Source organism: Kribbella sp. CCNWLW201 (genome assembly GCF_037203805.1).
Classification (GTDB): Bacteria; Actinomycetota; Actinomycetes; order Propionibacteriales; family Kribbellaceae; genus Kribbella.
The window spans coordinates 1-26,760 of sequence record NZ_JBBCBQ010000004.1; the positions used below are offsets into that span (position 1 = coordinate 1).

Sequence of the window (26,760 nt, forward strand, 5' to 3'; positions counted from 1 at the left end):
CCGGCAAAACCCAACTCCGCCTAGGCACCGACGGCCTCTGGTATCGCTTCGACCAACACTTCAACGACTGGACCCTGGGCCCCCCCCCCCCCCCCCCCCCCCCCCCCCCCCCCCCCCCCCCGCGGGGGGGGGGGGGGGGGGGGGCCCCCCCCACGGCGCGCTTCAGGTGGCTACTCGTGTTTGCGGGTGATGGTTTGGGTGCCGGTCAGCAGGGCGACCGGGCCGTCCGGGGTGTCGGTCCATTCGCCGCAGGCGCCGCCGCCCTCGGCGACCTCCAGCTCCAGCGGGCTGCCGTCCATCCGCAGGGCTGGGTGGTAGTACTGGGCGACCCGCTCCGCCTCGCCCTCGATGTAGTGGCCGATCAGCGCCCGGCGGAACCGGTCGGTGGTCACGTTCGGCGCACTGCCGTGGACGAGAGCGCCGTGGAAGAACAGCACGTCCCCGGGTTCCATCTCGATCGGTACGGCGGCATCCGGCTCCGGCAGCGGGACGGTCACGTCGGTGAAGCTGACCTTGGTGTCCGCCTTCTCGGTGCACAGGATCGGCCAGCGGTGACTGCCGGGGACGACTTCCAGGCAGCCGTTCGCCTGGTCGACGCGGTCGAGCGCCATCCAGGCGGCGATGCAGGTCCCCGGCTCGGCCTTCAGGTAGAAGTTGTCCTGGTGCAGCGCCTGCCCGCGGGAGCCGGGCGGCTTGAAGTACAGCATCGTTTGGACCGCGTACGGCGACCTGCCGAGCAGCGCGATCATCACCTCGTCGATGCGCGCGTCGATCAGCCAGCGCAGCGAGACGTCGTCCCAGCGGTGCATCTGCGCCATCCGCGGGTACCGGCGCAGGGGATCTCGGCTGTCGGTCTTGAGGCCGGCGAAATCGTGTGGGTCCGCTCCACGCTGCCGCAGTTCCATGTAGTGGTCCCGCAGCCGATCGACCTCGTCCGCGCCGAACAGCCCGCGCACCAGCGTGTACCCGCTGCTGTCGAACTCTTCCTTGTACGCCGCGGCCTGCCGCTCCTCGACCTTGTACGAAACGCTCATCCACAACTCCCGCAGTAGATTCGGCTCCAGTGTCTGGAAGCGCCTACTCTTGTTCCTGACACAGCAATTCTCCGATCCGTGGCGAGCCAGAACTACAGACGATTCACGCAAGGACTTGCACTATTGACGCATCCTCTGGCCACTGGCCGACCGTTGACCCTGCGGCTGCTGTCCGCGCCCACCTTCTGGCGCTGCGAAGCGAGCTGGTCCTGGGTGTCCCGGCCGTTGCCGGATCACCTGTTGTGGTGCGTGTTGGACGGGCGCGGCAGGTTGGAGCTGGACGGGGCCGAGCAGGAGTTGCATCCGGGCGTTTGTGCGGTCTTCGCGCCAGGGGACGCGCCGACGGCAGGCCATGATCCGAAGCGGCGGTTGCTGGTCTTCGGCATGCATTTCGACGTCAAAGGAGCAAGCGTCGAAGGATCAGGCGTCGAAAGATCCGACGTCGAAAGATCCGACGTCGAAGGATCCGAGGTCGAAGGCATCGAGGGCGGTGATGGCGAGGGAACTGGCATAGTGCCGGAACCCCGCTGGGGCGAGGTGATGGATCGAGAGACTCTCGGCGTTCTGGCCCGCGCCAGCGATGTGTCGTATCGCAAAGGAGATCCACTCGGCCTCCGGCAGGCCGAGCTCTGCCTGGAGCATCTGCTCGGTCTGATCTGGGACGCCGTACACAATCCTGGCCGCAGTGCGACCGACAGTGCCGTCGACGACGTCGCGCGGCTGATCCGGCAGGATCCAGGGCGGGAGTGGGGCGTCGCCGAGCTGGCTGCGCAGGCGACGCTGTCCCGAGCCCAGTTCACCCGGCGGTTCGTGGCACGGCTCGGTATGTCACCGGCGCAGTACGTGATCCAGGCACGGGTCGACCGCGCCCACCAGTTGCTCACCGAGACCGGCATGACCGTCACCCAGATCGCGGCCGCTCTGGGCTACACCGACGTCGCGTACTTCAGCCGCCAGTACAAGCAACGCACCGGACAGTCACCTCGCACGACCCGGCTCTGATCGGCGCGATTCTCCAGCCCAGGCAGGCGATTCCACGGCCCTGCGCGGGGTACCGAGGGCGGAGTCGATGCTCCTGGGGGTTCCCGCACCGACGGCCTTTCGAGTGAGGAGTCGTCATGAAGCGATGGGTCGTTGCCGCTGGACTCGTCTCCGCAGTGCTGCTCGCAACGCTCGGCGTGGTGGCGCCGGCACAGGCAGCACAAGCGGCGCCCGGCGAGGCGAACGCGACGTACACCAAGACCGTCCGATACGGTCCCTTCAACATCCCTGGTGGTACGGCGACCGACCCCGAGATGATCCACAATCGCTTGCTGCTCTTCGTCCAGAAGGTGTGCACGGACTGCTACATCACGTCGTTCCGGCCGGATCTGGTCTATGCCGACGGCAGCAAGGCGACGCTGGCCACCGGGCCGATGCTGCATCACGCCGTCTGGTCGAGCCAGTTCCAATCCGATGCGACGTGTTCGGGCACCTGGCTCGGACTGGCCGGGGAGAGGTTCTTCGCGTCCGGCAACGAGCGGACCGCGATCGGGTTCCCGGCCGGATACGGGTACCGCGTGCGCTGGTACGACTCGTGGAATCTGCTCGTGGATCTGATGAACCACAGCACCACGGCGAAGACGGTCTATGTCCAGCTCACCGTGACCTACCGACCCTCCTGGGAGTCGGTGCAGCGCCTGAAGCCGCTCTGGTTGGACATCGACCAGTGCGGTGACTCGGAGTACCCGATCCCGGCCGGCTACTCCGACACCCATCGCGACTGGCGTGTCACGCTGCCAGGCAAGGTGATTGCGATGCTCGGGCACGTCCACGGACACGGCATCGCGGTGGAGGTGACCAACCAGAGCCGCGGCGGGGCGTCCATCTGCCGGTCGCTCTCGACCTTGGACCCGAACGACGTGCACAGCGTGCTGGAGATGTCGACGTGCACGGGTAATCCGCTCGCGACGATCGCGTACGGCGACATCCTGCGGCTGCACAGTGAGTACAACAGCACCCACGCCGCGAGCGACGTCATGGGCATCATGCTCGGCTACGTCAGGCCCGCGTAGGGGCCGGAGCCGGCTGGTGCGGAACAGTCGGATGGTTCCGCACCAGCCGAGCGGGCAGGTCAGGCCCAGGCCGGGTTCCAGCCTTCGATCGAGGTGGCGGCGCGGGTGCCGGGTCCCGAGTAGATCGCGGACGGGCGGATCAGCCGGCCGGTGCGCTTCTGCTCCAGCACGTGCGCGCTCCACCCTGCCGTCCGGGCACAGGTGAACATGGAGGTGAACATCGGCGGCGGGACCTCGGCGAAGTCCAGCACGATCGCTGCCCAGAACTCCACGTTCGTCTCCAGCACCCGGTCCGGGCGGCGCTCGCGCAGTTCGGTGAGTGCGGCTTGCTCCAGTGCTTCCGCTACCTCGTAACGCGGTGCGGCGAGTTCACGCGCCGTACGACGAAGCACGCGGGCGCGTGGGTCTTCCGCCCGGTAGACGCGGTGTCCGAAGCCCATCAGCCGCTCGCCCGCGTCCAGTAGACCTTTGACGTAGGCACGGGCGTCACCACTGCGTTCGACGCCCTCGATCATCGTCAGGACACGTGCGGGCGCTCCGCCGTGCAGCGGGCCGGACATGGCGCCGACCGCACCGGACAGTGCTGCGGCGACGTCGGCGCCGGTGGAGGCGATCACGCGGGCGGTGAACGTGGACGCGTTCATGCCGTGCTCGGCTGCGGAGGTCCAGTACGCGTCGACAGCCTTCACGTGCTTCGGGTCGGGCTCGCCGCGCCAGCGGATCATGAACCGCTCGGTGATCGTCTTCGCCTTGTCCACCTCGCGTTGCGGCACCATCGGTTGCCCTATGCCACGAGCGGCCTGGGCGACGTACGAAAGCGCCATCACCGCGGCGCGGGAGAGGTCCTCACGAGCCTGTACGTCGTCGACGTCGTAGAGCGGTCGCAGACCCCAGGCGGGTGCGAGCATCGCCAGTGCGGACTGTACGTCGACCCGCACGTCACCGGTGTGGACCGGCAGTGGGAACGGCTCGGCCGGCGGCAGACCGGGAGTGAAGGCACCGTCGACCAGGAGGCCCCAGACGTTCTCGAACGGGACCCGGCCGACCAGGTCCTCGATGTCCACGCCGCGATAGCGCAGCGCCGAACCTTCCTTGTCCGGCTCGGCGATCTGCGTGTCGAAGGCGACCACGCCTTCCAGGCCGTGCTGCACCTCGGTCCTCGGATCTGACATGCGACTCCCTCGTCCTCGTCGTCAGCACACCAGCCCACCAGTGGCGGGCGCACTGCTAGGCGCCCAGGCAGCATAGTTCTCCCCGCCGACCCCCGGACAGATCTGTGACGCGCTCGGCACGTCGCCCCCGGTCGGCCAAAGCGTCTTGTGACCGGCTGGCGAGATGCGAGGATGGAAGAGCGGGTGGCTGACCGGTTGGAGGTCTAGTCTCTCGGCATGCCCGCCAAGCCCATTCCTGGCCTCGGACTCGTTCTTGGGGTCATCGTCGGATACATCGGTATCGTCGGCGCCTCGTACGCCACGACCAAGCTCGCCATGGGGCGCACCGTCGCGCTCGACGGCAGCCTCGGCCGGAGCGTGCCGTGGGTCGCTCTGCTGCTGGTCGTTGCCCTTGTGCTCGGTGTCCTGATGATGATCCCGGCGATCGGTGCCGGCGTCATGACCGGTACTGGCGCACTGCTGACGATCGTCGGACTCGTCTTCCTGCTCGCGCCGCTGCGGCAGGTGTTCGACCTGAGCAAGGTCTTCTCGGTGCCTGGAAACCGGCTGCCACCGTCCTACATGCTCTTCGACGGATCCTTCGTCCTGCTCGGGATCATCCTGCTCCTCGTCGGTGCACGGCGCTGGGCCTCGGATGCGAAGGTCTATCGGTTGCTGTCTGCCCAGGGGCAGGCGCAGGACAGGGCGTATCGTCCGACCTTCCCGGCGCAGGCAGGTCAGCAGCCGCAGCAGTGGGGCGGCTACCCGGGCCAGCAGCCTCAGCACGGTCAGCAGCCGCACCCCGGCCAGCAGCCGCAGCAGCCGCAGCAGCCGCAGTACGGCGGGTACCCGGGGCAGCAGCAGAGCCACCCCGGCCAGCAGCCGGGCGGGTATCCGGGCCAACAGCAACAACAGGACTACCCTCAGCAACACCCGGGTCAGCAGCAGCCGCCGCGATAACTTTCCCCGCAGGGCCTGCATCTGGCTCTGCATGGAGACACTGGTCGCCTACGCCTTCCACCGTGACGGCGTGGCAAGAGCTGCCGCGGGTACGGCGCGCGTCGAGGCGTACTACGGCCGCCTGTGGGACCAGAAGGCCAAGCACAAGGGCTACGACGGCACCACGGTCGGGCTGCACGTCTGGGACAGGGACGACACCAGTTGCGTCTGGCCGTCCTGGCACGACACCGGTGAACTGCGGGTGGCCAGTCTCCACGCAGCCCTCGGCTACCAGCGTGTCATCGGCGATGTCCCGCCGTACGACGCTCCTGGTCGGTTGGCACACGCGGTACGACGTACTCCGGTCAGCTTCCTGGAGTTGGCGCCACCGTTCACGATGGTGGTGCTCGAGCCGCAACAGGAGCGTTTAGACCTCTTCACCGACTCCATCGGGGTCGGCAGGCTCTTCCAGTTGCGGCTGGCCGATGGCTGGGTGTGGAGCAATCGACCGGTCGCGGCGTTGCTGTTCGCGGGGGTGGCAGCCGCGGCGGCTCCACGGGGCTGGAGCTTTGCCGCGGCGTGCGGGTGGTTCATGGACGACAGCACGCCGTACGACGGTGTGCTTGCCGTACCCGGGGCTACACACATCGTTGCCGACGGCAGTCACAGGAGGCAGACGGTCAGTCGCATCGAGACCACCAGTGTCTGGTCGACCGATAGTTCGGACACTGTGGAGGAGACTGCCGAGGCACTGCAGGATGTCGCCAAGTCGGTGGCCCGCTTGTGGCCTGGCAGGCCTACTGTCGACCTCAGTGGTGGTCGTGACTCCAGAGTGGTGGCGGCTGCGTTCCTCAAAGCCGGTGTGGATCTGAAGCTCAACAGCTACGACGCTGTGCCGGGTGAGCTGGAGGTGGCTGAGTCACTCGTCGAGGCCCTGCCCTTCGAGGTCGAACACGCCACCACCGGTCGTAAGTCACCAGCGCAGCCGACCAGGCCCGCGGCGAATCCACAGCCGGTCACACCGCCCCCGCTCGTCGATCGTGCGCTTCGCTGGCACAGGTACGCGGAAGGGCTTCGCCCGGCCAGCTACCTCTTCCACGCCCCGCCGGCCACGCTCGCGAACGTTGTCCACCTGGCTATCGGTGGCGCCGGTGGAGAGGTTGCCCACGGCCACTTCTATCCGGCCGACGTACTGCAGCTCGACGCGCTTCCCTTGCACGACAAGCTGAATGCGTTCGGCAGCCGTCTGCAGGCCAGGTTGACGCCGACCGCGGGTCCGGCCGGGCCGGCGCGTGCCGCGGTCGCGGAGCAGATCGATCGCGTCCTGCGGACTGCGGTGCACGGCGGGATCGAGGACGCGACCATGCTCGATTACTTCTACGTCGTCGAACGGCTCCGCCGCTGGGGTACGACGGGGGAGCGCGGTGGGGTCGTGTCGCCGCTGCTGATCCCTTCGTTCGTCCGGGCCGCGTTCGCGCTCAGCCCTGCGCAGCGTGTCGGCAACACCCTCCACCGTGAGCTTGTCCGCCGGCTGATCCCGGAGTGGGCCGACATCCCGTTCTTCACACCGCCCCGGCCGGCTCCACGCAGTACCCCGACCCGGATCCGCTGCCTCGCCGACGCCCCCGACCGCGACCTGATCCGGGAACTGCTCCAAGGCATTCACGGCTTCGACCCGCAGGCACTCCAAACCCTCTGGGCAGCCTCCGCCGCCGGCGCCAGTTCAGCCGCCGCCGAGGCCACCCTCAACCAGGCACTCTGGCGGGCGACGTTCGACCAGCACCTCGCCGAGGTCAATCACCACCTCCCGCAAGCCACTCGAGTGGCGGGAGGAGGGAGCGAAGCAGGTGTGCCCAAGGCGGGCGCACCAGCGGCCGCGGCGGAGGGGCACGAGGCGGGTGGGTTGAAGGCGGCGGGCGACGCGACAGGGCGAAGGGCCGAGTCGAAGAAGGTACGGCGGGTTGTTCGGTGGCCGGTTGTTCGGTGGTTGGCGGGCAATCGCCTGTGGAAGGCGTTCCGTCGGACCCGCCTCGGTCGGTCTTGGAGGAGTCTGAGTCAGTAGGCTCGGAGCGTGGATCTTGCGGAGATGCGACGTATCTATGGGCTCGGCGAGCTGCTCGAGACCCAGGTCGACAAGGACCCGATCGTCCAGTTCGGCATCTGGCTGAAGCAGGCGACCGAAGCCGGCCTGCCGGAGCCGAACGCGATGGTGCTCGCCACCGCCGACACCGACGGCCGCCCGTCCGCGCGGACGGTACTCCTCAAAGGCCTGGACGCCCGAGGCTTCGTCTTCTACACCAACCAGCAGTCCCGCAAAGCCGACGACCTCGCCGCGAACCCGCACTGCGCGCTCGTCTTCCCGTGGCACGCGATGGAGCGGCAGGTCCGCGTCGAAGGCATCGTGAGCAAGCTCCCCACCGACGAGGTCGACGCGTACTTCGCCAGCCGTCCGCGCGAGTCACAACTCGGCGCCTGGGCCTCGCAGCAGAGCCAGCCGGTCGAGTCGCGCGAGGAGCTCGACCTGCAGTACGCGTCGTACGAGCGCCAATGGCCGGAGGGCACCGAGATCGCCACGCCGTACTTCTGGGGCGGCTACCTCGTTCAACCGCACGCGTTCGAGTTCTGGCAGGGCCGCGTCGGTCGCCTCCACGACCGCCTGGCCTACCGCCGAACCAGCTCCGGCGAAGGTGAATCCTGGGAGCTGGTCCGGCTCCAACCCTGAGGCTCCTCGCGGAACCCATGCCGCTCCCACCACCGCACCAGCGGTTTCGGCGCCCACCAGTTCACCCGGCCGAGCAGCCGCATCGTCGCCGGCACCAGCAACGCCCGCACGATCGTCGCGTCCAGCGCGATCGCGATCACCAGCCCGACCCCGATCATCTTCACGAACACGATGCCCGAGGTGGAGAACGCGGCCACCACGATGATCAGCAGCAACGCCGCGCTGGTGATGATCCCGCCGGTCCGCTGCAGCCCGAGCGCGACCGCCTGCGTGTTGTCCCCGGTCCGGTCGTACTCCTCCCGGATCCGGCTCAGCAGGAACACCTCGTAGTCCATCGACAGCCCGAACAGTACGGCGAACAGCAGCACCGGGTTGGTCGCGTCGAGGAACCCGGCCGGGGTGAAGTCGAGCAGCCCGGACAGGTTGCCGTCCTGGAAGATCCACACCATCGCCCCGAACGCGGCCGACAGCGACAGCACGTTCATCAGCAGCGCCTTGGCCGGCAGCACGAAGGAGCCGAAGGCAACGAACAGCAGGACGAACGTGACCAGCACGATGAACCCGGCCATCCACGGCGCCCGCTCGGCCAGGACGTCGAGCAGATCGATCACGGACGCTGTCTCCCCACCGACCTCGACGGAAGTCCCGTCCGGCGGAGCCACTGCCCGCACATCGTGTACGACGTCACGCGCGGGCAACTCCTGCCCGGTGAAGTGCGTGCGCACGACGACCGAGGCGACACCGTCCTTGTAGCCGCCGAGCCGCACGCCATCCACATCGTCAATCTGCCCCAAGGTGCCCACATACCCAGCCAATGCCGCAGACGGATCGGCGGGTGGCGAGTTGAACCGCACCGCCACGAAGATGTCCGAACCTCCGGCACCGGCGAAGTCCCGCTGCAGGGTCTCCGTCACCGTCCGGGATGTCGCACCCGAAGGCAACGCCCGGTGATCCACCCCACCCAACTGCGCTTGCAGGAAAGGAATCCCCAGCACCAGCAGCAGCGGAATCAGCACGACCACATACCGCACCGGCCGCTTCATCACGCTGTGCGCCAGCCGATACCAGGCGCCGTGCTCCACGGCTCCAGCCTTGCGCCCTCGCCCAAAAGGTAGCCGCAGATTGTTCACCCGGTGCCCCAGTACGGCGAGCAACGCGGGCAGCGCCGTCAACGCCGCCACCATCGCGACCGCCACCGCCGCGGCGCCGCCGTACGCCATCGAGCGCAGGAACATGACCGGGAACAGCACCAGACTGCTGATCGCGACGCCCACGGTGATCCCGGAGAACGCGACCGTCCGGCCGGCCGTCGACATCGTCGCCGCCAGCGCCGTCTCCACGTCATTGCCCTTGGCAAGCTCTTCGCGGAACCGGGTGACGATGAACAGCGCGTAGTCGATCGCCAGCCCGAGTCCGATCATGGTGACGATGTTGATCGAGAAGATCGACACGTCGGTCACCGCGGACAAGCCTCTGAGCAGCACGAACGCGCCCAGGATCGCCAGCGCGCCGACGAACAGCGGCAGACTGGCCGCGACCAGGCCGCCGAACACCACCACCAGGAGCACCAGCACGATCGGCATCGAGATGGTCTCCGCCCGCACGATGTCGTGCTCGGTCTGGGTGTTCACCTCGTCGAAGACCGCGACCTCGCCGCCGACCTTCACGTCCAGCCCGGCCGGTGCCGCACGCAACTGATCGGCGATCTTGTGGAACGTCTCCAGCCGTGCTTCCGGATCCGCGCCGGCCAGCGTCAGTACGGCGTACGTGCTGTGCTGATCCTTGGACACGAACGCGGGGGAGCGGGTGCTCCAGTACGTCTGCGTGCCGGTCACATCCGCCCGCGGCAGCCCGGACAAATGGCTCTCCACGGACTGCCGGAAGGCCGGATCGGCGACCGTGTCCGACGAGCGGTACAGCACGATGACGTCCGTCCCGGTCCGGCCGACGGTCTTCTCGATCGTTGCGACCGCGCTGGCCGCCTCGGTGTTCGGTGCGTCGAAGCCGCCGTTGGCCAGCGAGCCGAACACACCGGTTCCCCACGCGAGGCCGACGGCGACGAAGACTCCGGTCAGGGCGAGCACCAGGCGGCGGCGCCGGTACGTGAAACGGCCGAGCGTCTCGAACACGAAACTCTCCCCAGGGCGTAGATTTGAGCGGATGCCGCAGAGTGAACAGCGTTAACTGTTAACGGTGTTAACTCTAGACACCGGGTACGCACGCATGTCAAGGGAGAACTGTGGAACCGAGCCGACGGGACAGGCGGGCCGCGACGCTGGCCGAGATCAAGTCGGCCGCTCGGCGGCTGCTGGTCGGCGGTGGCGTGGCCGCGGTCGGCCTGCGCGCGGTCGCCCGCGAACTCGGCCTCACCCCGCCCGCGCTGTACCGGTACTTCCCCAGCCACGAGGCGCTCATCGGCGCCCTGATCGTGGACCTGTACGACGAATTGACCGCGGCGCTACTCGCGTTGCAGGACAACGACGCCGACCCGGATCTGGGTGCGCGGCTGTACCTGCTCGCGAACGGCCTCCGCGACTGGGCGCTGGCGCATCCGGCCGAGTTCAGCCTGTTGTTCGGTACGCCGATCCCGGACCCGGACGCGGACGGGCACGAGGACCTGCCCGGCCATCAGGCGGCGATGCGGTTCGCGGCGGTGTTCAAGGCGCTGGTCGCCCAGGTCTGGCACCAGAAGCCGTTCCCGCACCCGTCCGAGGACGACCTCGGCCCGGTGCTGGTGGCTCAGCTGGCCCGGAAGTCGGAGTACTTCGACGGGATGCCGCCTGGTGCGATCTACCTGGCGCTGAACTACTGGACCAGGTTGTACGGCCTGATCTGCATGGAGGTGTTCGGCCAACTGCACTGGGCGCTCGAGGACGCCGGCGCCTACTTCGAGGCGCAGCTGTTCGAGATCGGCGAAGCGTTGGGCCTGGACTGCCCGGTACCTGAGTGAATGAAGAAGCCCGCGGACGCTTCCAGGCGGACGACCGGGTGGCCGAACTCTGGGTCAGGCGGACTGACCTGACTGCCCGCGGGCCCGGTGGCGGCGTTGGATTGGCCGACCACTTGTCCCACTAACTAGTGGTTGGCGGTCAACCCGCCGCCACCTCACGAGTCCGATAGCAATTCATGCGTTGGACCACCTCCCTTCGCGTGTACTGCGAACCTACGCCGCCATTGGTCCCCCGTTCAACCGTTTTTCGACCGAAGCCGTGATCCCATAGACGCCATGAGATTCGGACTCCCGGTGTTCATCGTCCTGCTGGTCGGAACCGCCTGGTTCGCGTGGGCGTCGTACCGCCGGGCCGCCCAGGCTGAGCGGGCGCTGGCCGAGCTGCACGCCGAGAACAGGGCGCTGCTGCACGAGGCCAGGGCGCTGGAACGGGCGGTCGCGGCTGCCGAGCAGGGCTTGCGTACGCTCAGCTCGCATCCGTCGGTGCCGCGCGATGTAGCGCTCACCGCAGACCTGACCCTCGCCGACGTACGGCGACTGGTAGAACGCAAGGAGCTCGACGACTGATGGCAAAGCTGGGGAACGCTGCCGCGGCGGTGAAGGTCAAGGGGAGCGGTGGCGTCAAGGCGAAGGTGATCGGCGGCATCGTGGCGGGCGTGATCGCCCTCATCGTGCTGTTCAACATCTTCAACTTCGCCGACACCGACGCGAACAAGATCGGTCTGCACTACGGCGGCGGTGTGGTCGAGGACAAGACCTTCAAGTCGATCATCCCGCCGGGCTCGACGAACAAGCTGATCGGCCCGGGTGACACGGTCTACGCCTACCCGATCGACCAGCGCTCGTACATCATCGGCGGCGAGGGCGCGGACAGCGGCAACGCCGACGAGGTCACCGTGGTCAGCAAGGACAACGTCCGGCTCGGCGTCCGCGTGCAGGTCTACTTCACCCTGAACCGGACCGAGGAGACGCTGAAGTCGTTCCACGAGCGGATCGGCCTGAAGACCGACGCGTACGAGGAGACCGGCTGGAGCGACATGTTGCAGAGCTACTTCCGGCCGCAGATCGACCGGGCGCTGTCCGCCGTCGCGACCAACTACAACTGGGCCGAGCTCTACAACAACGAGAAGAAGAAGTCCGAGTTCCAGACCGCCGCGGCCAAGGAGTTCACCCGGCTGCTGCCGGCCGCCGTCGGCGGTGACTACTTCTGCGGCCCGTCGTACACCGGGAACAACGCGTGTGGCGAGCTGTCGTTCACCATCCAGAAGCCGACGCCGCTGGACAAGGGCATCATCGACGGCCTCGAGGCCAAGCAGCGGGCCGAGCTGGCCAAGGCCACGCAGGAGCAGAAGAACCAGCAGGTCAACGTCGAGCTGCAGTCGGTCAAGCAGCAGGTGGCGATGCTCGGGGCGCAGGGCTACCTGCTGAAGACGGCGATCGAGTCGGGCAAGATCCAGTTCATGGTGATCCCGCAGAACGGCAACGTCAGCATCCCGGTGCCGACCACCGCCCAGACCACCCAGCCGAACCAGCCCAGCCAGCAGGCCCAGCCGAACCGCTGAACGAGAAGAGCATCTGTGTCCGCGCTGCCGTCTCACCTCGAGCTTGTGCAGGGTGTCGTCCTGCCCAAGCCGGTCGGCGCGGACCCGGTGCTCGACTTCGTCAACACCCGGTCCGACTGGACCACCCCCGGCCCGGCCCGGACCGAGTGGCTGACGTCGTACGAGGCCTTCCTGATCTGGAACTCGTACGTCGGCCTGTTGCCGCCGGCGACCGTGTTCCGCCTGATCGAGCAGGCCAGCGGCAAGCCCACCGAGGCGGCCCGCCGGCTGCACACGGCACTGGAGTTCAGAGCCGACCTGTACGACGTCCTGACCGGCCAAGCGACCGGTGGATCGTTCGAGGCGGCCGCCCGGGTGATCGAGAAGGCATCCGGGCGGCGGCAGCTCGTGCGGACGGACGACGGCGCGTCCTGGGAGCTGCCGGAGGACCTGGCTCAGCCGCTCGACCAGGTCGCGCTGCTCGCGGGTGAGCTGCTGACCGGGCCGTCACGCGCACACGTCCGGATCTGCCCGGGGGAGTCGTGCGGCTGGCTGTTTCTCGATCAGCGCGGCCGCCGCCGTTGGTGCTCGATGGCGACCTGCGGCAACCGCGCGAAGGTCCGGGCCCACGCCGCCCGCACGCGTTAGTTGAACAAGGCCGGATCGACGGTGATCCACGTGTGCCGGGCGCGGGCGAGCACCCGGCCGTCGGCGTCGTACAGGGTGCTGGCGGTGAACGTCTTCCGGCCGTCCTCACCGAGGTAGCGGCCGAGCGCCACGCAGGCCTCACCGACCTGTGGTCGCGCGTCGATGCAGGCCGTGAGCTGGCCGAGCACCGATGGCCGTCCCTCCAGGTCGATCGCCCACCCACCCGGGCAGTCGAGCGCCGCCCAGAGGAACACTGCGTCAACCAGTCCGTCGTCGCCGGACGCGAGGTCGGCGGCCGGCTTCCAGGTGCACGCCGTACGTCCGTCACCCAGCGGACCGGGCTTGAGTCCCAGCCCGCCTTCGTTGGCCGGCCCGCACACGAAGCACGTCGGGAACGGGTGGTTCGTCAGCCCGCGGTACGACGCCTCGGCCGCGCGAGCCTCCTCCGGCAACACCGGATCGACAGTCGCATCAGCCAGGAAGCCGGAGTCGACCGGTACGGCGCTCGCGACCAAGGACTCACCGTCGAGCACTCGCGCACCCTTTGGGTCGGCGACGAGCTCCAGCTCCCGCTCCAGCGGCGGCGGCATCCGCAAGGTCACCTGCGGCACCAGCCCGTCGTCGATCACCCCGGCCAGGGCGGTCCCCAGCAGGCCGGCGACGTACCCACCGTTACCGGATCGCTCCGGTCCCTGGAATCGCCGGGCGATCCACACCGCTTCCCGATCACTCATGGACCTCGACCCTAGTCGTTCACGTACGGTGCCTCGCTTTGCCACACACAGTGATCATTTCCGCGCCTCGGACAGCCCCGGAGCACCTGACAGGGGGATCGGGGCAACGAGTCAAATAACAGAGGTGTGAGTAGTGATCTCGGCGGGAAAGAAGGAGGTTCAGAGAAATCTGAGGAATTCTCGGAGATAACTGAGCTGAGTACTCCTGTTCAAACGACCGTTTGAACTATGCTGACTGCAGGCTACGGCGAGTGAGCAGGTGGGGTGCCTGAGCAAGCGGTGGCCGGGGGGAAGGAGAACTCTGTGGAAACGCCGGTCGAGTCGACCCGGGAGAGGCTGCTCAACGTTGCTGAGCAACGGTTTGGCGAGGGGGGTTACGAAGGAACATCGCTGCGGGCCATCACGGTCGCGGCAGCCGCGAACATCGCGGCGGTCAACTATCACTTCGGCTCGAAGGAAGCGCTGCTGCGTGCCGCGGTGGCGCGGGCCATGGCGCCGGTCAACGCCGAGCGCCGGCGCCGGCTGGACCAGTTGGAGGCCTCCGGTCAGCCGGAGCCGGAACAACTGATCCGGGCGTTCATCGAGCCCGGACTGGACCTGGTACTGCGCCGTGGTGAACGCGGTGCCGTGGTCGCACGGTTCATCGGCCGGATCGCGTTCGATCCGAGCCAGCGGATCCGGGAGCTGTACGCGGCCGAGTCCGATCCGATCGAGGCGCGGTACCTGTCCGCGCTGCAGACCGCACTGCCACAGGCGACGCCGGATTCGGTCGCCTTCGGCTACGTCAACATGCTCGGTCTGCTCGCCCTGCATCAGTCGCAGGCGCTGTCGAGGGCACCAGGGCTGGGGGACGAGGAGGATCCCGGCAAACTGGCCGAGAACCTGATCGCGTTCCTGGTGGCCGCGTTCGACCGGGGCCTGCGCTCCTGATCCGGTGGCGGCCGAATACCCGCGGCGCCCTGCCCGCGGATCTTCGGACGCAACTGAACCAGCGTCGCAGGTGGTCTGGTCGGTGTTGTCCAAAGACTGCTCACGGATGTTCGGACTGCCGGGTAACGCTGCATAATGGCGCTCCGTGGACCCCTGTGAAGTCGTGGTTGCCGTCGATCTCGGTGGAACCCGGATGAAGTGCGGCCTGGTCGCCGCCGACGGTGCTGTGCTGCACCGCGAGACCAGGCCTACTCCCCGGGACGCTGGGGGCCGCGCCGTACTCGACGCCCTGCTGGAAACCGTCGTCGAACTCGGCCAGAAGGCGACCGCTGACGGCCACCGGGTGCGTGCCATCGGCGTGGTCGTCCCCGGCGTCATCGATGCCGCGACCGGCACCGTCAGCGCCGAGAACCTGGCCTGGGTCGGTACGCCTGTGCTCGCCGAGCTGACCGCCGCGGTCGGCGAGGGCGTACCGGTCGTGCTCGCCCACGACGTCCGGGCAGGTGGGTACGCCGAGCTTCGCCATGGCGCCCTGGTCGGCACGACGAACTCGATGTTCCTCCCGCTCGGCACCGGGATCGCCGCCGCGATGGTGGTCGACGGCTCACTGGTCAGCGGCGACGGGTACGCCGGCGAACTCGGCCACACCCGCTTCGTCCACGGCGACGCCGCCGAGCAGTGTGCTTGCGGTCAGTGGGGCTGCCTGGAGACCGTCGCCTCCGCCGCGGCCCTGGCCCGGAGGTACGGCGCTCGCACCGGGCGGACCGTGGACGGCGCCCGCGAGGTGCTCGAGCTGCTCGCGGCTGGTGACCCCGACGCCGCTCAGGTCTGGGACGACGCCCTGACCGTCCTGGTCGACGCACTCGTCCTCTACACCACCCTGGTCGCGCCGACGCGGATCGCGATCGGTGGTGGACTGGTGGGAGCGGGCGAGACGCTGCTGCAGCCGCTCCGCGACGGCATCCACGCGCGGCTGACGTTCCAGCGCGAGCCGGAGATCGTCGCCGCCGTCCTGGGTGAGGAGGCGGGCTGCCTCGGCGCCGCGCTGATGGCCTGGGACCGGATCACGGAGGAGAGTGAAGGGGCGGAATGACGACCTATCGGGTGGGCCGGCTCGTCACGCCGGACGACGTCCTGGAGAACGCCTGGATCCAGGTGGTCGACGAGGACATCCTCGCCTTCGGCCGCCGGTCCGAGGGGATGCCGGCCGACGGCAAGCGGCCGGAGGAGCTCGGCGACGTCACGGTCGTGCCGGGCTTCGTCGACATCCACACCCATGGCGGCGGCGGATCGACGTACTCGACCACCGACCCGGAAGAGGCGCGCAAGGTCGCGGCCTTCCATGCCAAGCACGGTACGACGACCACGCTGGCCAGCCTGGTCACGTCACCGCTCGACGACCTGGTCTCGCAGACCGCCTGTCTCGCGGATCTCGTCGCCGACGGTGTGATCGCGGGCGTCCACCTGGAAGGACCGTTCCTGTCCGAGGCGCGGTGTGGTGCGCACGAGCCGTCGCTGCTGCGTGACCCGGTCGCGGACGATGTGGCGAAGGTGCTGAGTGATGTCGTCCGGATGGTGACGATCGCGCCGGAGCTCGAGCACGGGCTGGACGCGATCCGGCAGGTGGTCGACGCCGGTGCCGTCGCCGCGCTCGGGCACACGGACGCGACGTACGAGCAGATGATCGCCGGCGCCGACGCCGGGGCGACGGTGGCGACGCACCTGTTCAACGGGATGCGGCCGTTCCACCACCGCGACCCCGGTCCGGTCGGTGCCGCGATCAACGACGAACGGCTGCTGCTCGAGGTGATCAACGACGGGCTGCACGTGGATCCGCAGGTCGTCCGGGTCGCCCTGGCGGCCGCGGGCGTGAACCGGATTGCGCTGATCACCGACGCGATGGAGGCGACCGGGATGCCGGAGGGCCGGTACAAGCTCGGCAACCTCGAGGTCGACGTGAAGGACGGGCTGGTGACCCTGGCCCACGGCACGCATTCGATCGCCGGCAGCACCCTGACGATGGATGTCGCCTACGCGAACGCGGTCAAGGCCGGGGTGTCCCTGGTCGACGCGTCCCGGATGGCGTCGACCACGCCGGCGCAGACCTTCGGCTGGTACGACGTCGGCGCGATCGAGACCGGTAAGCGGGCCGACCTGGTGCTCCTGGACGCGGAGTACGCCGTCCAGAAGGTGATGCGGGCCGGGTCGTGGCTGGACTGATCGGAACCGTCACTCTCAACCTCGCGCTGGACGTCACCTACGAGGTCGACGAGCTCGTCGTCGGTGGCAGTCACCGTGTCGGTGCGGTCCGGCAGCGGGCCGGCGGCAAGGGCGTGAACGTCGCGCGGGTGGCGTCGACACTCGGTCACCAGGTGCTCGTGCTCGGGTTCGTCGGTGGTGTCACCGGTGAGCTCGTCGCCGAGGAACTCTTCGACGCCGGGTTGACCGCGCTGCTCACCCCGATCGCCGGCGAGACCCGCCGTACCGTGGCCATCGTCAACGGGGTCGACGGGGACGCGACGATCTTCAACGAGGCCGGTCCGTCGGTGAGCGCCGACGAATGGCGAGCGTTCCTCGACCGGATGCCATGGGGGCGTTTGGGGGTGCTGGCATGCTCGGGCAGCCTGCCGCCGGGGTTGCCGGCCGACGCGTACGCCGAACTCGCGGTCCGGGCCCGGCATCACGACGTACTGACGGTGATCGACGCCGGTGGTGACGCGTTGACCGCGGCCGCGAAGGCCGGTGCGGTAGTGCGGTCGAACGCGGCCGAGTTGCGGGATGCGCTCGGCGACACGACGGTCGAAGAGGGCGCTCGGCAACTGGTTCAGCTCGGTGCGACCGCGGCCGTGATCACCGACGGTTCGCGCGGGATGGTTGCCGCCAGCCACAAAGATGTCTGGCGGGCGCTGCCGGTCGAGAAAGTGTCCGGGAACCCAACGGGTGCGGGCGATGCGTGTACGGCGGTCGTCGCCGCGGCCGTCGCGGAGTCGCCCCAGCCGGACTGGTCCGTCGTACTGAAGTCTGCCGTCGCCGCATCCGCTGCTGCCGTACTCACGCCGGTTGCCGGGGACATCGATCTGGGCGCGTACCGGCGTTGGCAACCTCAGGTTGCCGTCAACTAGGAGGAGTTTTCATGCCGTTGGTTTCCGGGGCCGAGGTCGTACTGGCCGCTGCCAAGGCCGGTCGCGGGGTCGGCGCGTTCAACGTGATCCAGCTGGAGCACGCGACCGCACTGATCGCCGGTGCCGAGCAGGCCGGCGCGCCGGTCATCCTGCAGATCAGTGAGAACGCGGTGAAGTACCACGGCGCGCTCAAGCCGATCGGTGTCGCCACCCTGGCTGCCGCGGCCGCCGCGTCGGTCCCGGTCGTCGTCCACCTCGATCACGCGATGGACCGCGACCTCGTCACCGAGGCGGTCTCCCTCGGCTTCGCCTCGGTCATGTACGACGCCTCGAAGCTGGAGTACGCCGACAACGTCGCGGCGACCAGCGAGGTGACGAAGTTCTGCCACGACCACGGCGTCTTCGTCGAGGCCGAGATCGGTGAGGTCGGCGGCAAGGACGGCGTCCACGCGCCCGGCGCCCGCACCCGTCCCGACGAGGCCGTCGCCTTCGCCGAGGCCACCGGCGTCGACGCCCTCGCGGTCGCCGTCGGCTCTTCCCACGCGATGACCGAGCGCACCGCCACCCTCGACTTCGACCTGATCACCGAGCTGCACGCCGCGGTCGCCGTACCGCTCGTCCTGCACGGCTCCTCGGGTGTCGCCGACCCGGACCTCACCCGCGCCGTCGAGGCCGGCATGACCAAGGTCAACATCGCCACCCACCTCAACAACGTCTTCACCGGAGCCGTTCGCCAGGTGCTGGCCGACAACCCGGCAATGGTCGACACCCGGAAGTACCTCGGCCCGGCCCGCGACGCGGTCGCCGCCGAGGTGGCCCGGCTGCTCGGCGTGCTGAAGGCGGTCTAGGGGTTCTGCAAGAGGTCTAGAGGGTGGCGCTGCCGCGGACCCAGTGAGCGCGCAACTCGTCACGCGCGACCTGCACCTCCTGGCGGGCCTTCGGATCCGGTACCTCGAAGTCCTCGATCAACCGGGTCAGAGCCAACTCCAGGGCCGCAACGACGGCGTCCTCCTCGGAGAGCTCGGACTCGGCCACGCCGCGAAGGCCGGCGGCGAGGGCGGTCACCCCGGCCCGTTCGTGCTCGGTCAGCCGGAGCGTGACCTCGGTTCTGCTGTCCACGTGTCTCCTCCTGGGCTTGGTACAGTCATGGTGCCGTGCAACGACCATGTTGCACAACACTCTCGGGTGAGGAGCCCATCGTGGGAATCGATGAGACCTTGCGGGAGGCGACCATCGCCGTGCTCGCCGAGCACGGCTGGTCCGGGGTGACGCTGGAGCGGGTGGCCGAGAAGGTCGGTCGTTCGCGGGTCACCCTGTGGCGCCAGGGTCTGACCGTCGAGGTGCTGCTGAACTCGTTGCTCGACGCGCTGGCCGAGGACTACCGGGACACGATGTGGCCGGTGCTGGCCGGCTCCGGGACCGGCCGGGAAGGCCTGATCAGGACGCTGGAAGCGCTGTTCGACGTGATCGACCGGCATCTTCCGCTGCTGTTGTCGTCGGATCTGGTCTTCCATCAGGAGCAGGCGCGCAGCGGGCCGGTGTCGTTCATCGACCCCTTCGAGCGGTTCCTGCGCGAGGGTGAGGCGGACGGCACGCTGCATCCGCACGGCCGGATCAGTGACGTGGCCGAGGTGCTGATGGTGTCCGCGACCTTCACCTACGTGCACATGCGCGGTCGCCACCACTGGTCCCGCGCCCGGGTCCGCCGGCTGACCCTTGATCTGGTGCTGCGCGGCGTCGTCGCCTTCTGATGCAACATAGTTGTTGCATTTCCTGCAACAGTCATGTTTCACTGGCGGAAATCACGTTCGAGGAGGACCGCCATGACCCTTCCCTACGCCGAACCGCTGACCCGGCTCGAGCCGCAGCCGCGAGTGATCCCCGAGCCGCCACGAGTCGGTGAGCCCGGCGGCGACCCGTGCGGCCTGTGCGACTGGCTGGCGAACTACGAGCAGTCCGAGCACCAGCCGCCGCTCTGGGTGAACGAGGACTGGGCGCTGATCCGCGCGACCGGGGTCACCATCCCCGGGGTGGTCTGGCTGGCCAGCCGGGGTCATCACGACTCCTTCGCCGACCTGCCTGACCGAGTCGCGGCGAGCTACGGGCCGGTCGTCGCCCGGGTCGAGCGAGCGATCCTAGGGCTGGGCGACATCGCCCGGGTGCATGTCTATCGTTGGGGCGACGGTTCGGCCCACTTCCACGTGTGGTTCTTCCCCCGGCCGCTCGGCATGCTCGAGGCCCGGCGGGAGATGCTGCCGCTGTGGGCGGACCTACTGCCCGAAGCACCCAAGGAGGTCGTGGCCGATGCCGAGCGAAAGATCGCAGCGGCGATGGCGGCGGGAGATTGACGTGACCTCGACCCAGCCCGGTCTGGCGCGGCGGCTCGGCCTTGCCGACGCCGTCGTCATCGGTGTCGGGTCGATGGTCGGGGCCGGGGTGTTCGCGGTCTGGGCGCCGGCCGCTCAGGCGGCCGGGTCCGGGTTGCTGATCGGGCTGGTCATCGCCGCGGTGGTTGCCTATTGCAACGCGGCGTCGTCGGCCCAGCTCGCGGCGGTCTATCCGGTGTCGGGCGGCACCTATGTCTATGGGCGTGAGCGGCTAGGGGAGTGGTGGGGCTTCGCGGCCGGCTGGTGCTTCGTCATCGGCAAGACCGCCTCGTGTGCGGCGATGGCGTTGACGTTCGCGACGTACGCCGTACCAGAAGGTGGGTGGGCGCGGAGACTGGTGGCGTTGGCGGCGGTTGTCATGCTTGCCGCGGTCAACTATCGCGGCGTGACCAGGACGGCGCGACTGACGCGGATCCTGGTCGGCTGCACTCTGCTCGTGCTGTGCACGGTGCTGATCATCCTGTTCGCCGGTTCCCCGCACCGCAACCTTACGTCCGTCACCGGCACCTCGCTGTACGGCGTTCTGCAGGCCGCCGGACTGCTGTTCTTCGCGTTCGCCGGCTATGCGCGGATCGCGACCATGGGCGAGGAGGTCCGGGAACCCGCCCGGACCATCCCGCGCGCCATCACCATCGCACTGCTCATTGCCATTGGCATCTACTTGCTCGTCGGCGTCGCACTCTTGCGGACGATCGATCCGGCGATCACCACCGCTCCACTGGCCGCAGCGGTCGACGCGGCCGGTGCGGCCTGGGCAGTTCCGGTCGTCCGGATCGGCGCTGCCCTGGCCAGTCTCGGTGCGCTGCTCGCATTGATCGCCGGCGTCGGCCGGACCTCCCTGGCGATGGCTCGCAACCACGATCTGCCGACCTGGCTGGCCGCCGTCCATCCGCGGTTCAAGGTCCCGCACCACGCCGAGATCGCGCTCGCCGTGGTCGTCGGCATCCTGGTCCTCACGACCGATCTGCGTGGCGTGATCGGGTTCTCGTCGTTCGGCGTACTGCTGTACTACGCGATCGCCAACGCCTCGGCGTTCACCCAACCGGCCGATCAGCGTCGATGGCCTCGCGCCGTCAACGTGATCGGCCTGGTCGGCTGCGTCGTACTCGCCGTCACCCTGCCGTGGACCTCGGCAGTGGTGGCCGCCGCACTGCTCGGTCTTGCCCTGCTCGTACGGCGGCTGCGAACACCTAGGACAGATCCCGGCGGATCCGCCAGAAGCTGAACCCGGTCAACCCCAGAGCGAGCAGCATGAACAGTCCGAACTCCCGCCACTGCAGACTCCAGAAGGCGTCCGCGGTGAAGTACCGGACGTGCTGCCGATAGCCCTCGTCGGCCAGCCGCTCGAAGCAGGCCGCGCGCTCCGGCTGGCGGTTGCTCGGGCCTTCGGTCACTCCCGGCGGGACCGGGGCGCACTTCATCACCCAGTCGGGCAGTGTGCTCAGCGTTTTCCCGGACTTGTCGACCGTGTCATCGGACAGCTTCCACGCACCGACGGCGCCGGTGGCGACCTCGATCTCTTTGACGTGGCCTCCTGGACCGCTGAGCATGAAGCCGCGGATGTTGTCGTCGGTGGCGATGATGCTCCGATCCGTCGGCGCCATCAGATGCGGCCGGACGAACGTCGGCGTCAGGATCTGCACCAGGATCACCACGGCGAGCGTGACCGCCAGGGCGACGAGAGTACGGCGGACGACGAGACCGATCGCGACCCCGAAGGCGAACGCGAAGGCGGCATACCCGATCGGGACCAGGCCGCGGGCGCCGAAGACCGGCGGGAACATCCGGGGCAGGTAGGTGTTCGACTCCTGGCCCGCGTTGATCGCGTCGTCGATCGGGTCGGACCACCAGGTGACGGCGAGGCTGAGCAGGCCGGTGATCGCGATCGCACTCAGGCCGGTGACTCCGACCTTGGTCGCGAGCCAGCGCCGCCGGCCGATGCTCTGGCTCCAGGCCAGCCGGTGTGTCCCGGTTTCCAACTCGCGCGAGATCAGCGGTGCGCCCCAGAACGCTCCGATCACCGGCGGTACGGCGTACAGGAGCACCTGACCGACCACATACAGAGTCGGGTTGAGGCGCTGGAATCCGAGGTTCTGGATGAACGCGGTGGTGAGCCGCTGATAGTCGTCCGCGAGCCCTGGTCCGGTGACGGCCAGGAAGATCGCCGCCGCGACGATCACCGAGGTGACCACCAGGAACTGGACGCGAAACTGCCGCCAGGTCAGCCAGATCATCGCTGCACCTCCAGCAGTGGGCGTTCCGGTTGGGTCGGGGCGGTGCGGCCCATGTAGGCCAGCACCAGGTCTTCGAGGGTGAGCTGACTGACGTTCCAGGCCGGGTCGAGGATCGGCTGCTCGGTGCGGATCAGGAACGTCGACTGCCGGTCGGTGTGGCTCTCGGTCACCACGTGCTGGTTCTGTGGCAGGTCCTTGGCGTCACGCCGCGGCCCGGTCAACCGGAAGTGCGTCGCGAGCAGGGTGTCGATCTCCCCACTCACCTGGACGCGCGAGTCGACCAGCACGATCAGGAAGTCGCAGGCGCGCTCCACATCGGAGACGAGGTGCGAGGACAGGACGACGCTCAACTCCTGCTCGGCGACCGCCTCCATCAGATCCTGCAGGAACTCACGCCGGGCCAGCGGATCGAGCGCGGCGACGGGCTCGTCGAGGATCAGCAGCTCGGGCCGCTTCGCCAGGCCGAGGGTCAATGCGAGCTGGGCCCGCTGGCCGCCGGACAGCTTGCCGGCCCGCTGCTTCGGGTCGAGGCGGAGGTGCTGGATCCGTTGCTGGGCAAGGGAATCGTCCCACCCGGGGTTGAGCCGGGCGCCGAGTTTCAGGTGATCGGCGATGCTCAGGCGGCTGTAGGTCGGGGTGTCCTGAGCGACGTACCCGACCTTGGCCTGCTGCGCGCCGGCCGCCGTACCGAGAACCTCGACGGTCCCGGCGGTCGGGGTGAGCATGCCGACGGCCAGGTTCAGCAGCGTGCTCTTGCCCGCCCCGTTCGGCCCGACGAGCCCAACCACATGCCCAGCCGGAACCTCGAGATCGCAATCGGTCAGCGCCCAGCGGCGGCCGTATCTCTTGCCCAACCCATGGGCCTGAAGAACTGCGGTCATCGGAATGATGGCGTATACGCTCCGTCGCTCACGGCGGGGAGGACACGCCATCTCCCTCCCTTCGGGAAGTGTCGGTGTGGGCTGGTTGGATTCTGTGTGTGTCCCGCTACCGTCTTGTTCCGACGCCTGCTCAGGATGCGGCGTTGCTGCAGCAGTGTGCGCACGCCAGGTTCGTTTGGAACCTGGCGCTTGAGCAGTGGTCGATGTGGCGACCAGGTCGCCGCTCGTCCGCGCCGCGGTTCGTGGAGCAGGCACGCCAACTCACCGAGGCTCGTGCCGACAACGGTTGGTTGCGCGCGGGATCGCAGATGGTGCAGCAGCAGGCGTTGCGGGACTTCAACCAGGCTGTGACCCAGTTCTTCGCCGGCACCCATCGACGCGCGACCTGGCGTAAGGCCGGTCAGCACGAGGGCTTCCGAGTCGTCGGCCCACAAGCATCCCGAACGGAGAAGTTGTCGCGGAAATGGGGACGAGTCCTCGTGCCGAAGGTCGGCTGGATCAAGTTCCGGCTGTCCCGCCGGTTGCCGGAGGCGAAGTCGTACCGGGTGACCCGCGACGCCGCCGGTAGGTGGCACATCGCGTTCGCGGTGGCCCCGGAGCCGATCCCGGCACCCGGCACCGGGGACGTTGTCGGCGTGGACCGCGGCGTGATCGTATCGGCAGCGCTGTCGACCGGGGAACTCCTGTCCTGCCCCGGACTCACGCGGGGCGAGAAGACCCGGCTCCTTCGGTTGCAGCGCCGTTTCGCGCGTGCTCACCGTGGGTCGAACCGGCGCGCCAAGACCAAGACGGCGATCGCCAGGCTGAAGGCTCGAGAAACGGATCGGCGGAAGAATTGGATCGAGCAGACTTCCACCGACCTGGCGCGTCGCTTCGACGTCATCCGAGTAGAAAACCTGCGCATCCGGAACATGACCCGCTCGGCCAAAGGAACGGTCGCCGTGCCGGGCAAGAATGTTCGGCAGAAGGCCGCCCTCAACCGTGGCATCCTCGCCAACGGTTGGGGACAACTTGTCGAGCGACTCGAAAACAAAGCCGCCGGTCGGGTCGAGAAGGTCGCGGCCGCCGCTACGTCGCAGACGTGTTCGCGCTGCGGGACTACGGACAAGAAGGCGCGCGAGAGCCAAGCCGCCTTCCGGTGCCGGTCCTGCGGCTACGCCGCGAACGCCGATGTGAACGCAGCTATCAACATCGCGGCAGGACGTGCCGTGACAGCGCGTGGAGCCGATGCAGTTCTGTCGGCTATGAAGCGTGAACCTCAACTCGCTACCTCCGCGTAGATGAGTGGAATCCCCGTCCTTCAAGGCGGGGAGGACGTCAAGCTATGTCCTCGTGAGCGGTCCGAAAGGTTGTCAGGAACAACGCCTCGATGCTCTCGTCGTCGAGGCCGGCCTTGCGCGCCTTCGCCAGCCAGCGGCGCAGGTCCTGCCGGAGCGGGCCGTGGGCGGCGAGGGTGTTGTCGGTCAGGGTGCGGGTCACGAAGGTGCCGCGTCCGGGCCGGGCCTGGACCAGGCCTTCGTGCTCGAGTTCGCGGTAGGCCTTGAGCACCGTGTTCGGGTTGATCGCCAGCGTCGCGACCACGTCCTTGACGGTCGGCAACTGGTCTCCCTCCCGCAGCAGTCCGAGGCGCAGCGCGTTCCGGACCTGCTGAACGATCTGCTGGTACGGCGAGACCCCCGACCGGCCGTCCAGATGGAACTCGATCATCTACAACCCCATTCATCTAGGTAACTAGCACTATAGGGGTATGGCTCAAGCAGGCGTCAAGTGCACACCACCAGATTGGGTAAGGGTTGCCTGCATAGGCGAGAATGGTTTTCGTGAGCGAGCTGATCGATACCACCGAGATGTACCTGCGGACCGTCTACGAGCTGGAAGAAGAGGGCATCCTGCCGCTGCGCGCGCGGATCGCCGAGCGACTGCACCAGTCCGGTCCGACGGTCAGCCAGACGGTGGCGCGGATGGAGCGCGACGGCCTCGTCACGGTCGAGGGCGATCGCCACCTCGAGCTCACCGACGTCGGCCGGAAGCAGGCGGTCCGGGTGATGCGCAAGCACCGCCTGGCCGAGCGGCTGCTGGTCGACGTGATCGGGCTGGAGTGGGAGGACGTGCACGCGGAGGCCTGCCGCTGGGAGCACGTGATGAGCGACGCGGTCGAGCTGCGGCTGCTCAAGATCCTGAACAACCCGACCGAGTCGCCGTACGGCAACCCGATCCCGGGTCTGGAAGAGCTGATGAAGGACGGCCAGGCGAGCGGGATCGAGGAGTTCCGGATCGGCGTGGAGCCGCTGGACAAGGTGCTCGACCAGGCCACCGGTGACAGCGTCCGGGTGCTGGTCCGCCGGATCGCCGAGCCGGTCCAGACCGACGACGGCGCGATGGCGGTGCTGCGCAAGGCGGGTGCGCTGCCCGGCCGCGAGGTCGACTCCACTCTCGACGCCGAGGGTGTCCTCGTCGGCAGCCGGGAAGCCGGTGGCGTGATCAGCGACGAGACGGCCGGGCACATCTTCGTCAGCCGGGTCTGAGAGTTCGGTACTTCAACAATGCATTAAGACCATCCACGCTGAGCGCTCGATGCTGTACAGCGGGTGGTCACGAGGTAGCCTCTGTCCGCGATGCCTGAGAACGAGATCGACTGGCCGGAGTATCTGCGGGAGTTCCACACCGCGGCTCCAGGCAGCACCGAAGCCCTGCTGTCCCGGGCGGTAGCAGGCGACCACACGCCGTACCGCTGGCTGGTTCGTGCTGTCTCCGGCGAGGCGCGCCGGGTGCTCGACCTCGCGTGCGGGAACGGCCCGGTCGCGCGCGAGCTGTACGGGCGGTGGGTCGTCGGTGTCGACAACAACCCGGCCCAGCTCGCCGGTGCGCCGGGTCCGAAGGTTCAGGCGGACGCGGTGCACCTGCCGTTCGCGAACGAGGTCTTCGACGTGGTCACGTGTTCGATGGGCCTGGCGGTCCTGCAGCCGCTGCCCGCCGTACTGGCCGAGGCGGCCCGGGTACTGCGGCGTGGCGGCGTACTGGCCGCGATCGTGCCGGCTGTGCGACCGCTCCGGCGTGGTGACATCCGGACGCTGAGCGGGTTGACCACGCGGCTGCGGTCGACCCCGCAGTTCCCGGCCGGTGGTGAGATCACCGAGCTCAAGGACAAGTTGCATCACGCCGGGTTCGACGTGATGGAGAGCCAGCGCGAGCGGTACGTGTACATGATCCGCACCCGCGACGACGCCCAGCGCCTCGTCAACGCGCTCTACCTTCCCGGTACGCCGGACGTCCGCCGCGACACCGCGGCGGGCTGGCTCGCCGACCGCGCCGAGTCGAAGGACGGCCTCGAGGTAGCGATCCCGATCCGCCGCATCACCGCGATGCGCACCAAGCTGGCACTGACCGGGTCCTGAGCGCGGCAACTCGGAGAGTCCCGCTGTAGGTACCGTGT

28 protein-coding genes are annotated in these 26,760 nt (G+C 68.4%); 20 read left to right on the forward strand and 8 right to left on the reverse strand.

Features of this window, described 5'->3' with window-relative positions; translation table 11 throughout:
* Positions 1 to 170: 170 nt before the first annotated feature.
* Positions 171 to 1,034, reverse strand: coding sequence for a phytanoyl-CoA dioxygenase family protein (locus V9K99_RS18545; protein WP_337009029.1), 864 nt, complete (start codon positions 1,032 to 1,034; stop codon positions 171 to 173).
* Positions 1,035 to 1,157: 123 nt separating this feature from the next.
* Here V9K99_RS18545 and V9K99_RS18550 point away from each other — a divergent pair, with 123 nt between their 5' ends.
* Positions 1,158 to 2,036: an AraC family transcriptional regulator gene (locus V9K99_RS18550; protein ID WP_337009032.1), complete on the forward strand. Its 879-nt coding sequence runs from the start codon at positions 1,158 to 1,160 to the stop codon at positions 2,034 to 2,036.
* 116 nt (positions 2,037 to 2,152) lie between these two features.
* Positions 2,153 to 3,088, forward strand: a complete 936-nt coding sequence (locus V9K99_RS18555; RefSeq protein ID WP_337009034.1) for a hypothetical protein — start codon at positions 2,153 to 2,155, stop codon at positions 3,086 to 3,088.
* A 59-nt stretch (positions 3,089 to 3,147) separates the two neighbouring features.
* On the opposite strand, the gene V9K99_RS18560 is transcribed toward V9K99_RS18555, so the two are convergent.
* Entirely contained in the window at positions 3,148 to 4,260 is a 1,113-nt protein-coding gene (locus V9K99_RS18560) for a citrate synthase 2 (RefSeq protein ID WP_337009036.1), read from the reverse strand.
* A 216-nt stretch (positions 4,261 to 4,476) separates the two neighbouring features.
* Between V9K99_RS18560 and V9K99_RS18565 the strand changes: the two genes are divergently transcribed.
* From V9K99_RS18565 to pdxH, 3 genes are read left to right on the forward strand one after another with little or no spacing between them, the layout of a single operon-like run.
* Positions 4,477 to 5,199, forward strand: coding sequence for a hypothetical protein (locus V9K99_RS18565; protein ID WP_337009038.1), 723 nt, complete (start codon positions 4,477 to 4,479; stop codon positions 5,197 to 5,199).
* A gap of 31 nt (positions 5,200 to 5,230) precedes the next feature.
* The gene (locus tag V9K99_RS18570) at positions 5,231 to 7,240 is read left to right on the forward strand and encodes a hypothetical protein (protein ID WP_337009040.1); all 2,010 of its coding nucleotides are present in this window, start codon (positions 5,231 to 5,233) and stop codon (positions 7,238 to 7,240) included.
* A gap of 24 nt (positions 7,241 to 7,264) precedes the next feature.
* Positions 7,265 to 7,900, forward strand: a complete 636-nt coding sequence (gene pdxH, locus V9K99_RS18575) for a pyridoxamine 5'-phosphate oxidase (protein ID WP_337009042.1) — start codon at positions 7,265 to 7,267, stop codon at positions 7,898 to 7,900.
* On the opposite strand, the gene V9K99_RS18580 is transcribed toward pdxH, so the two are convergent.
* Positions 7,840 to 10,029 carry an MMPL family transporter gene (locus V9K99_RS18580; protein WP_337009044.1) on the reverse strand — a complete coding sequence of 730 codons (2,190 nt, stop codon included), beginning with the start codon at positions 10,027 to 10,029 and terminating at the stop codon, positions 7,840 to 7,842. The two genes, pdxH and V9K99_RS18580, sit on opposite strands and share 61 nt — an antisense overlap.
* A gap of 110 nt (positions 10,030 to 10,139) precedes the next feature.
* Here V9K99_RS18580 and V9K99_RS18585 point away from each other — a divergent pair, with 110 nt between their 5' ends.
* The 4 genes from V9K99_RS18585 (at position 10,140) to V9K99_RS18600 (ending at position 13,039) form a co-directional block, all read left to right on the forward strand.
* The gene (locus tag V9K99_RS18585) at positions 10,140 to 10,850 is read left to right on the forward strand and encodes a TetR/AcrR family transcriptional regulator (RefSeq protein ID WP_337009046.1); all 711 of its coding nucleotides are present in this window, start codon (positions 10,140 to 10,142) and stop codon (positions 10,848 to 10,850) included.
* A gap of 276 nt (positions 10,851 to 11,126) precedes the next feature.
* Complete coding sequence (locus V9K99_RS18590; RefSeq protein WP_337009048.1) at positions 11,127 to 11,417, forward strand: hypothetical protein; 291 nt, start codon at positions 11,127 to 11,129, stop codon at positions 11,415 to 11,417.
* Positions 11,417 to 12,412: an SPFH domain-containing protein gene (locus V9K99_RS18595; RefSeq protein ID WP_337009050.1), complete on the forward strand. Its 996-nt coding sequence runs from the start codon at positions 11,417 to 11,419 to the stop codon at positions 12,410 to 12,412. Before V9K99_RS18590 ends, V9K99_RS18595 begins: the two co-directional genes overlap by 1 nt.
* Positions 12,413 to 12,427: 15 nt before the next feature.
* Entirely contained in the window at positions 12,428 to 13,039 is a 612-nt protein-coding gene (locus V9K99_RS18600; protein WP_337009052.1) for a CGNR zinc finger domain-containing protein, read from the forward strand.
* Here V9K99_RS18600 and V9K99_RS18605 read toward each other — a convergent pair.
* A complete protein-coding gene (locus tag V9K99_RS18605; protein ID WP_337009054.1) occupies positions 13,036 to 13,773 on the reverse strand; it encodes a hypothetical protein in 738 nt (245 codons plus the stop codon). The genes V9K99_RS18600 and V9K99_RS18605 overlap by 4 nt on opposite strands.
* A gap of 303 nt (positions 13,774 to 14,076) precedes the next feature.
* Here V9K99_RS18605 and V9K99_RS18610 point away from each other — a divergent pair, with 303 nt between their 5' ends.
* The 5 genes from V9K99_RS18610 (at position 14,077) to V9K99_RS18630 (ending at position 18,673) form a co-directional block, all read left to right on the forward strand.
* Positions 14,077 to 14,703, forward strand: a complete 627-nt coding sequence (locus tag V9K99_RS18610) for a TetR/AcrR family transcriptional regulator (RefSeq protein WP_337009056.1) — start codon at positions 14,077 to 14,079, stop codon at positions 14,701 to 14,703.
* A gap of 145 nt (positions 14,704 to 14,848) precedes the next feature.
* Entirely contained in the window at positions 14,849 to 15,796 is a 948-nt protein-coding gene (locus V9K99_RS18615) for an ROK family protein (protein WP_337009059.1), read from the forward strand.
* Complete coding sequence (gene nagA, locus V9K99_RS18620; RefSeq protein ID WP_337009061.1) at positions 15,793 to 16,923, forward strand: N-acetylglucosamine-6-phosphate deacetylase; 1,131 nt, start codon at positions 15,793 to 15,795, stop codon at positions 16,921 to 16,923. The genes V9K99_RS18615 and nagA overlap by 4 nt, the downstream gene beginning before the upstream one ends.
* Positions 16,911 to 17,825 carry a 1-phosphofructokinase family hexose kinase gene (locus tag V9K99_RS18625; RefSeq protein ID WP_337009063.1) on the forward strand — a complete coding sequence of 305 codons (915 nt, stop codon included), beginning with the start codon at positions 16,911 to 16,913 and terminating at the stop codon, positions 17,823 to 17,825. The genes nagA and V9K99_RS18625 overlap by 13 nt, the downstream gene beginning before the upstream one ends.
* Positions 17,826 to 17,836: 11 nt before the next feature.
* The gene (locus tag V9K99_RS18630) at positions 17,837 to 18,673 is read left to right on the forward strand and encodes a class II fructose-bisphosphate aldolase (RefSeq protein WP_337009065.1); all 837 of its coding nucleotides are present in this window, start codon (positions 17,837 to 17,839) and stop codon (positions 18,671 to 18,673) included.
* Between the two features lie 16 nt (positions 18,674 to 18,689).
* On the opposite strand, the gene V9K99_RS18635 is transcribed toward V9K99_RS18630, so the two are convergent.
* On the reverse strand, positions 18,690 to 18,944 hold the full coding sequence (locus V9K99_RS18635) for a hypothetical protein (protein WP_337009067.1): 255 nt from the start codon (positions 18,942 to 18,944) through the stop codon (positions 18,690 to 18,692).
* Between the two features lie 80 nt (positions 18,945 to 19,024).
* Between V9K99_RS18635 and V9K99_RS18640 the strand changes: the two genes are divergently transcribed.
* The 3 genes from V9K99_RS18640 to V9K99_RS18650 all read left to right on the forward strand — a co-directional run bounded on the left by V9K99_RS18640 (position 19,025) and on the right by V9K99_RS18650 (position 21,437).
* Complete coding sequence (locus tag V9K99_RS18640) at positions 19,025 to 19,576, forward strand: TetR/AcrR family transcriptional regulator (protein ID WP_337009069.1); 552 nt, start codon at positions 19,025 to 19,027, stop codon at positions 19,574 to 19,576.
* A 72-nt stretch (positions 19,577 to 19,648) separates the two neighbouring features.
* A complete protein-coding gene (locus V9K99_RS18645; protein WP_337009071.1) occupies positions 19,649 to 20,173 on the forward strand; it encodes a hypothetical protein in 525 nt (174 codons plus the stop codon).
* A 1-nt stretch (position 20,174) separates the two neighbouring features.
* Positions 20,175 to 21,437 (forward strand): APC family permease, encoded by a 1,263-nt coding sequence (locus V9K99_RS18650; protein ID WP_337009073.1) that lies wholly within the window; start codon positions 20,175 to 20,177, stop codon positions 21,435 to 21,437.
* Here V9K99_RS18650 and V9K99_RS18655 read toward each other — a convergent pair.
* Together V9K99_RS18655 and V9K99_RS18660 are read right to left on the reverse strand one after the other, a co-directional pair.
* Positions 21,403 to 22,446 (reverse strand): ABC transporter permease subunit, encoded by a 1,044-nt coding sequence (locus tag V9K99_RS18655; RefSeq protein WP_337009075.1) that lies wholly within the window; start codon positions 22,444 to 22,446, stop codon positions 21,403 to 21,405. The genes V9K99_RS18650 and V9K99_RS18655 overlap by 35 nt on opposite strands.
* Entirely contained in the window at positions 22,443 to 23,327 is an 885-nt protein-coding gene (locus tag V9K99_RS18660) for an ABC transporter ATP-binding protein (RefSeq protein WP_337009077.1), read from the reverse strand. The genes V9K99_RS18655 and V9K99_RS18660 overlap by 4 nt, the downstream gene beginning before the upstream one ends.
* A gap of 98 nt (positions 23,328 to 23,425) precedes the next feature.
* Here V9K99_RS18660 and V9K99_RS18665 point away from each other — a divergent pair, with 98 nt between their 5' ends.
* Entirely contained in the window at positions 23,426 to 24,607 is a 1,182-nt protein-coding gene (locus tag V9K99_RS18665; RefSeq protein WP_337009078.1) for an RNA-guided endonuclease InsQ/TnpB family protein, read from the forward strand.
* A gap of 37 nt (positions 24,608 to 24,644) precedes the next feature.
* On the opposite strand, the gene V9K99_RS18670 is transcribed toward V9K99_RS18665, so the two are convergent.
* On the reverse strand, positions 24,645 to 25,034 hold the full coding sequence (locus V9K99_RS18670) for a GntR family transcriptional regulator (RefSeq protein ID WP_337009080.1): 390 nt from the start codon (positions 25,032 to 25,034) through the stop codon (positions 24,645 to 24,647).
* Between the two features lie 104 nt (positions 25,035 to 25,138).
* Between V9K99_RS18670 and V9K99_RS18675 the strand changes: the two genes are divergently transcribed.
* Together V9K99_RS18675 and V9K99_RS18680 are read left to right on the forward strand one after the other, a co-directional pair.
* Positions 25,139 to 25,852, forward strand: a complete 714-nt coding sequence (locus V9K99_RS18675; protein WP_442914761.1) for a metal-dependent transcriptional regulator — start codon at positions 25,139 to 25,141, stop codon at positions 25,850 to 25,852.
* Positions 25,853 to 25,942: 90 nt separating this feature from the next.
* On the forward strand, positions 25,943 to 26,722 hold the full coding sequence (locus V9K99_RS18680) for a class I SAM-dependent methyltransferase (protein ID WP_337009084.1): 780 nt from the start codon (positions 25,943 to 25,945) through the stop codon (positions 26,720 to 26,722).
* The last annotated feature ends 38 nt before the right edge of the window (positions 26,723 to 26,760 follow it).

Coding starts and splice junctions, on each gene's coding strand:
- V9K99_RS18545 (WP_337009029.1), bottom strand. CDS start 1,034: ATGAGCGTTTCGTACAAGGTCGAGGAGCGGCAGGCCGCGGCGTACAAG.
- V9K99_RS18555 (WP_337009034.1), top strand. CDS start 2,153: ATGAAGCGATGGGTCGTTGCCGCTGGACTCGTCTCCGCAGTGCTGCTC.
- V9K99_RS18560 (WP_337009036.1), bottom strand. CDS start 4,260: ATGTCAGATCCGAGGACCGAGGTGCAGCACGGCCTGGAAGGCGTGGTC.
- V9K99_RS18565 (WP_337009038.1), top strand. CDS start 4,477: ATGCCCGCCAAGCCCATTCCTGGCCTCGGACTCGTTCTTGGGGTCATC.
- V9K99_RS18570 (WP_337009040.1), top strand. CDS start 5,231: ATGGAGACACTGGTCGCCTACGCCTTCCACCGTGACGGCGTGGCAAGA.
- pdxH (WP_337009042.1), top strand. CDS start 7,265: ATGCGACGTATCTATGGGCTCGGCGAGCTGCTCGAGACCCAGGTCGAC.
- V9K99_RS18590 (WP_337009048.1), top strand. CDS start 11,127: ATGAGATTCGGACTCCCGGTGTTCATCGTCCTGCTGGTCGGAACCGCC.
- V9K99_RS18595 (WP_337009050.1), top strand. CDS start 11,417: ATGGCAAAGCTGGGGAACGCTGCCGCGGCGGTGAAGGTCAAGGGGAGC.
- V9K99_RS18605 (WP_337009054.1), bottom strand. CDS start 13,773: ATGAGTGATCGGGAAGCGGTGTGGATCGCCCGGCGATTCCAGGGACCG.
- nagA (WP_337009061.1), top strand. CDS start 15,793: ATGACGACCTATCGGGTGGGCCGGCTCGTCACGCCGGACGACGTCCTG.
- V9K99_RS18630 (WP_337009065.1), top strand. CDS start 17,837: ATGCCGTTGGTTTCCGGGGCCGAGGTCGTACTGGCCGCTGCCAAGGCC.
- V9K99_RS18645 (WP_337009071.1), top strand. CDS start 19,649: ATGACCCTTCCCTACGCCGAACCGCTGACCCGGCTCGAGCCGCAGCCG.
- V9K99_RS18655 (WP_337009075.1), bottom strand. CDS start 22,446: ATGATCTGGCTGACCTGGCGGCAGTTTCGCGTCCAGTTCCTGGTGGTC.
- V9K99_RS18660 (WP_337009077.1), bottom strand. CDS start 23,327: ATGACCGCAGTTCTTCAGGCCCATGGGTTGGGCAAGAGATACGGCCGC.
- V9K99_RS18670 (WP_337009080.1), bottom strand. CDS start 25,034: ATGATCGAGTTCCATCTGGACGGCCGGTCGGGGGTCTCGCCGTACCAG.
- V9K99_RS18675 (WP_442914761.1), top strand. CDS start 25,139: ATGGTTTTCGTGAGCGAGCTGATCGATACCACCGAGATGTACCTGCGG.
- V9K99_RS18680 (WP_337009084.1), top strand. CDS start 25,943: ATGCCTGAGAACGAGATCGACTGGCCGGAGTATCTGCGGGAGTTCCAC.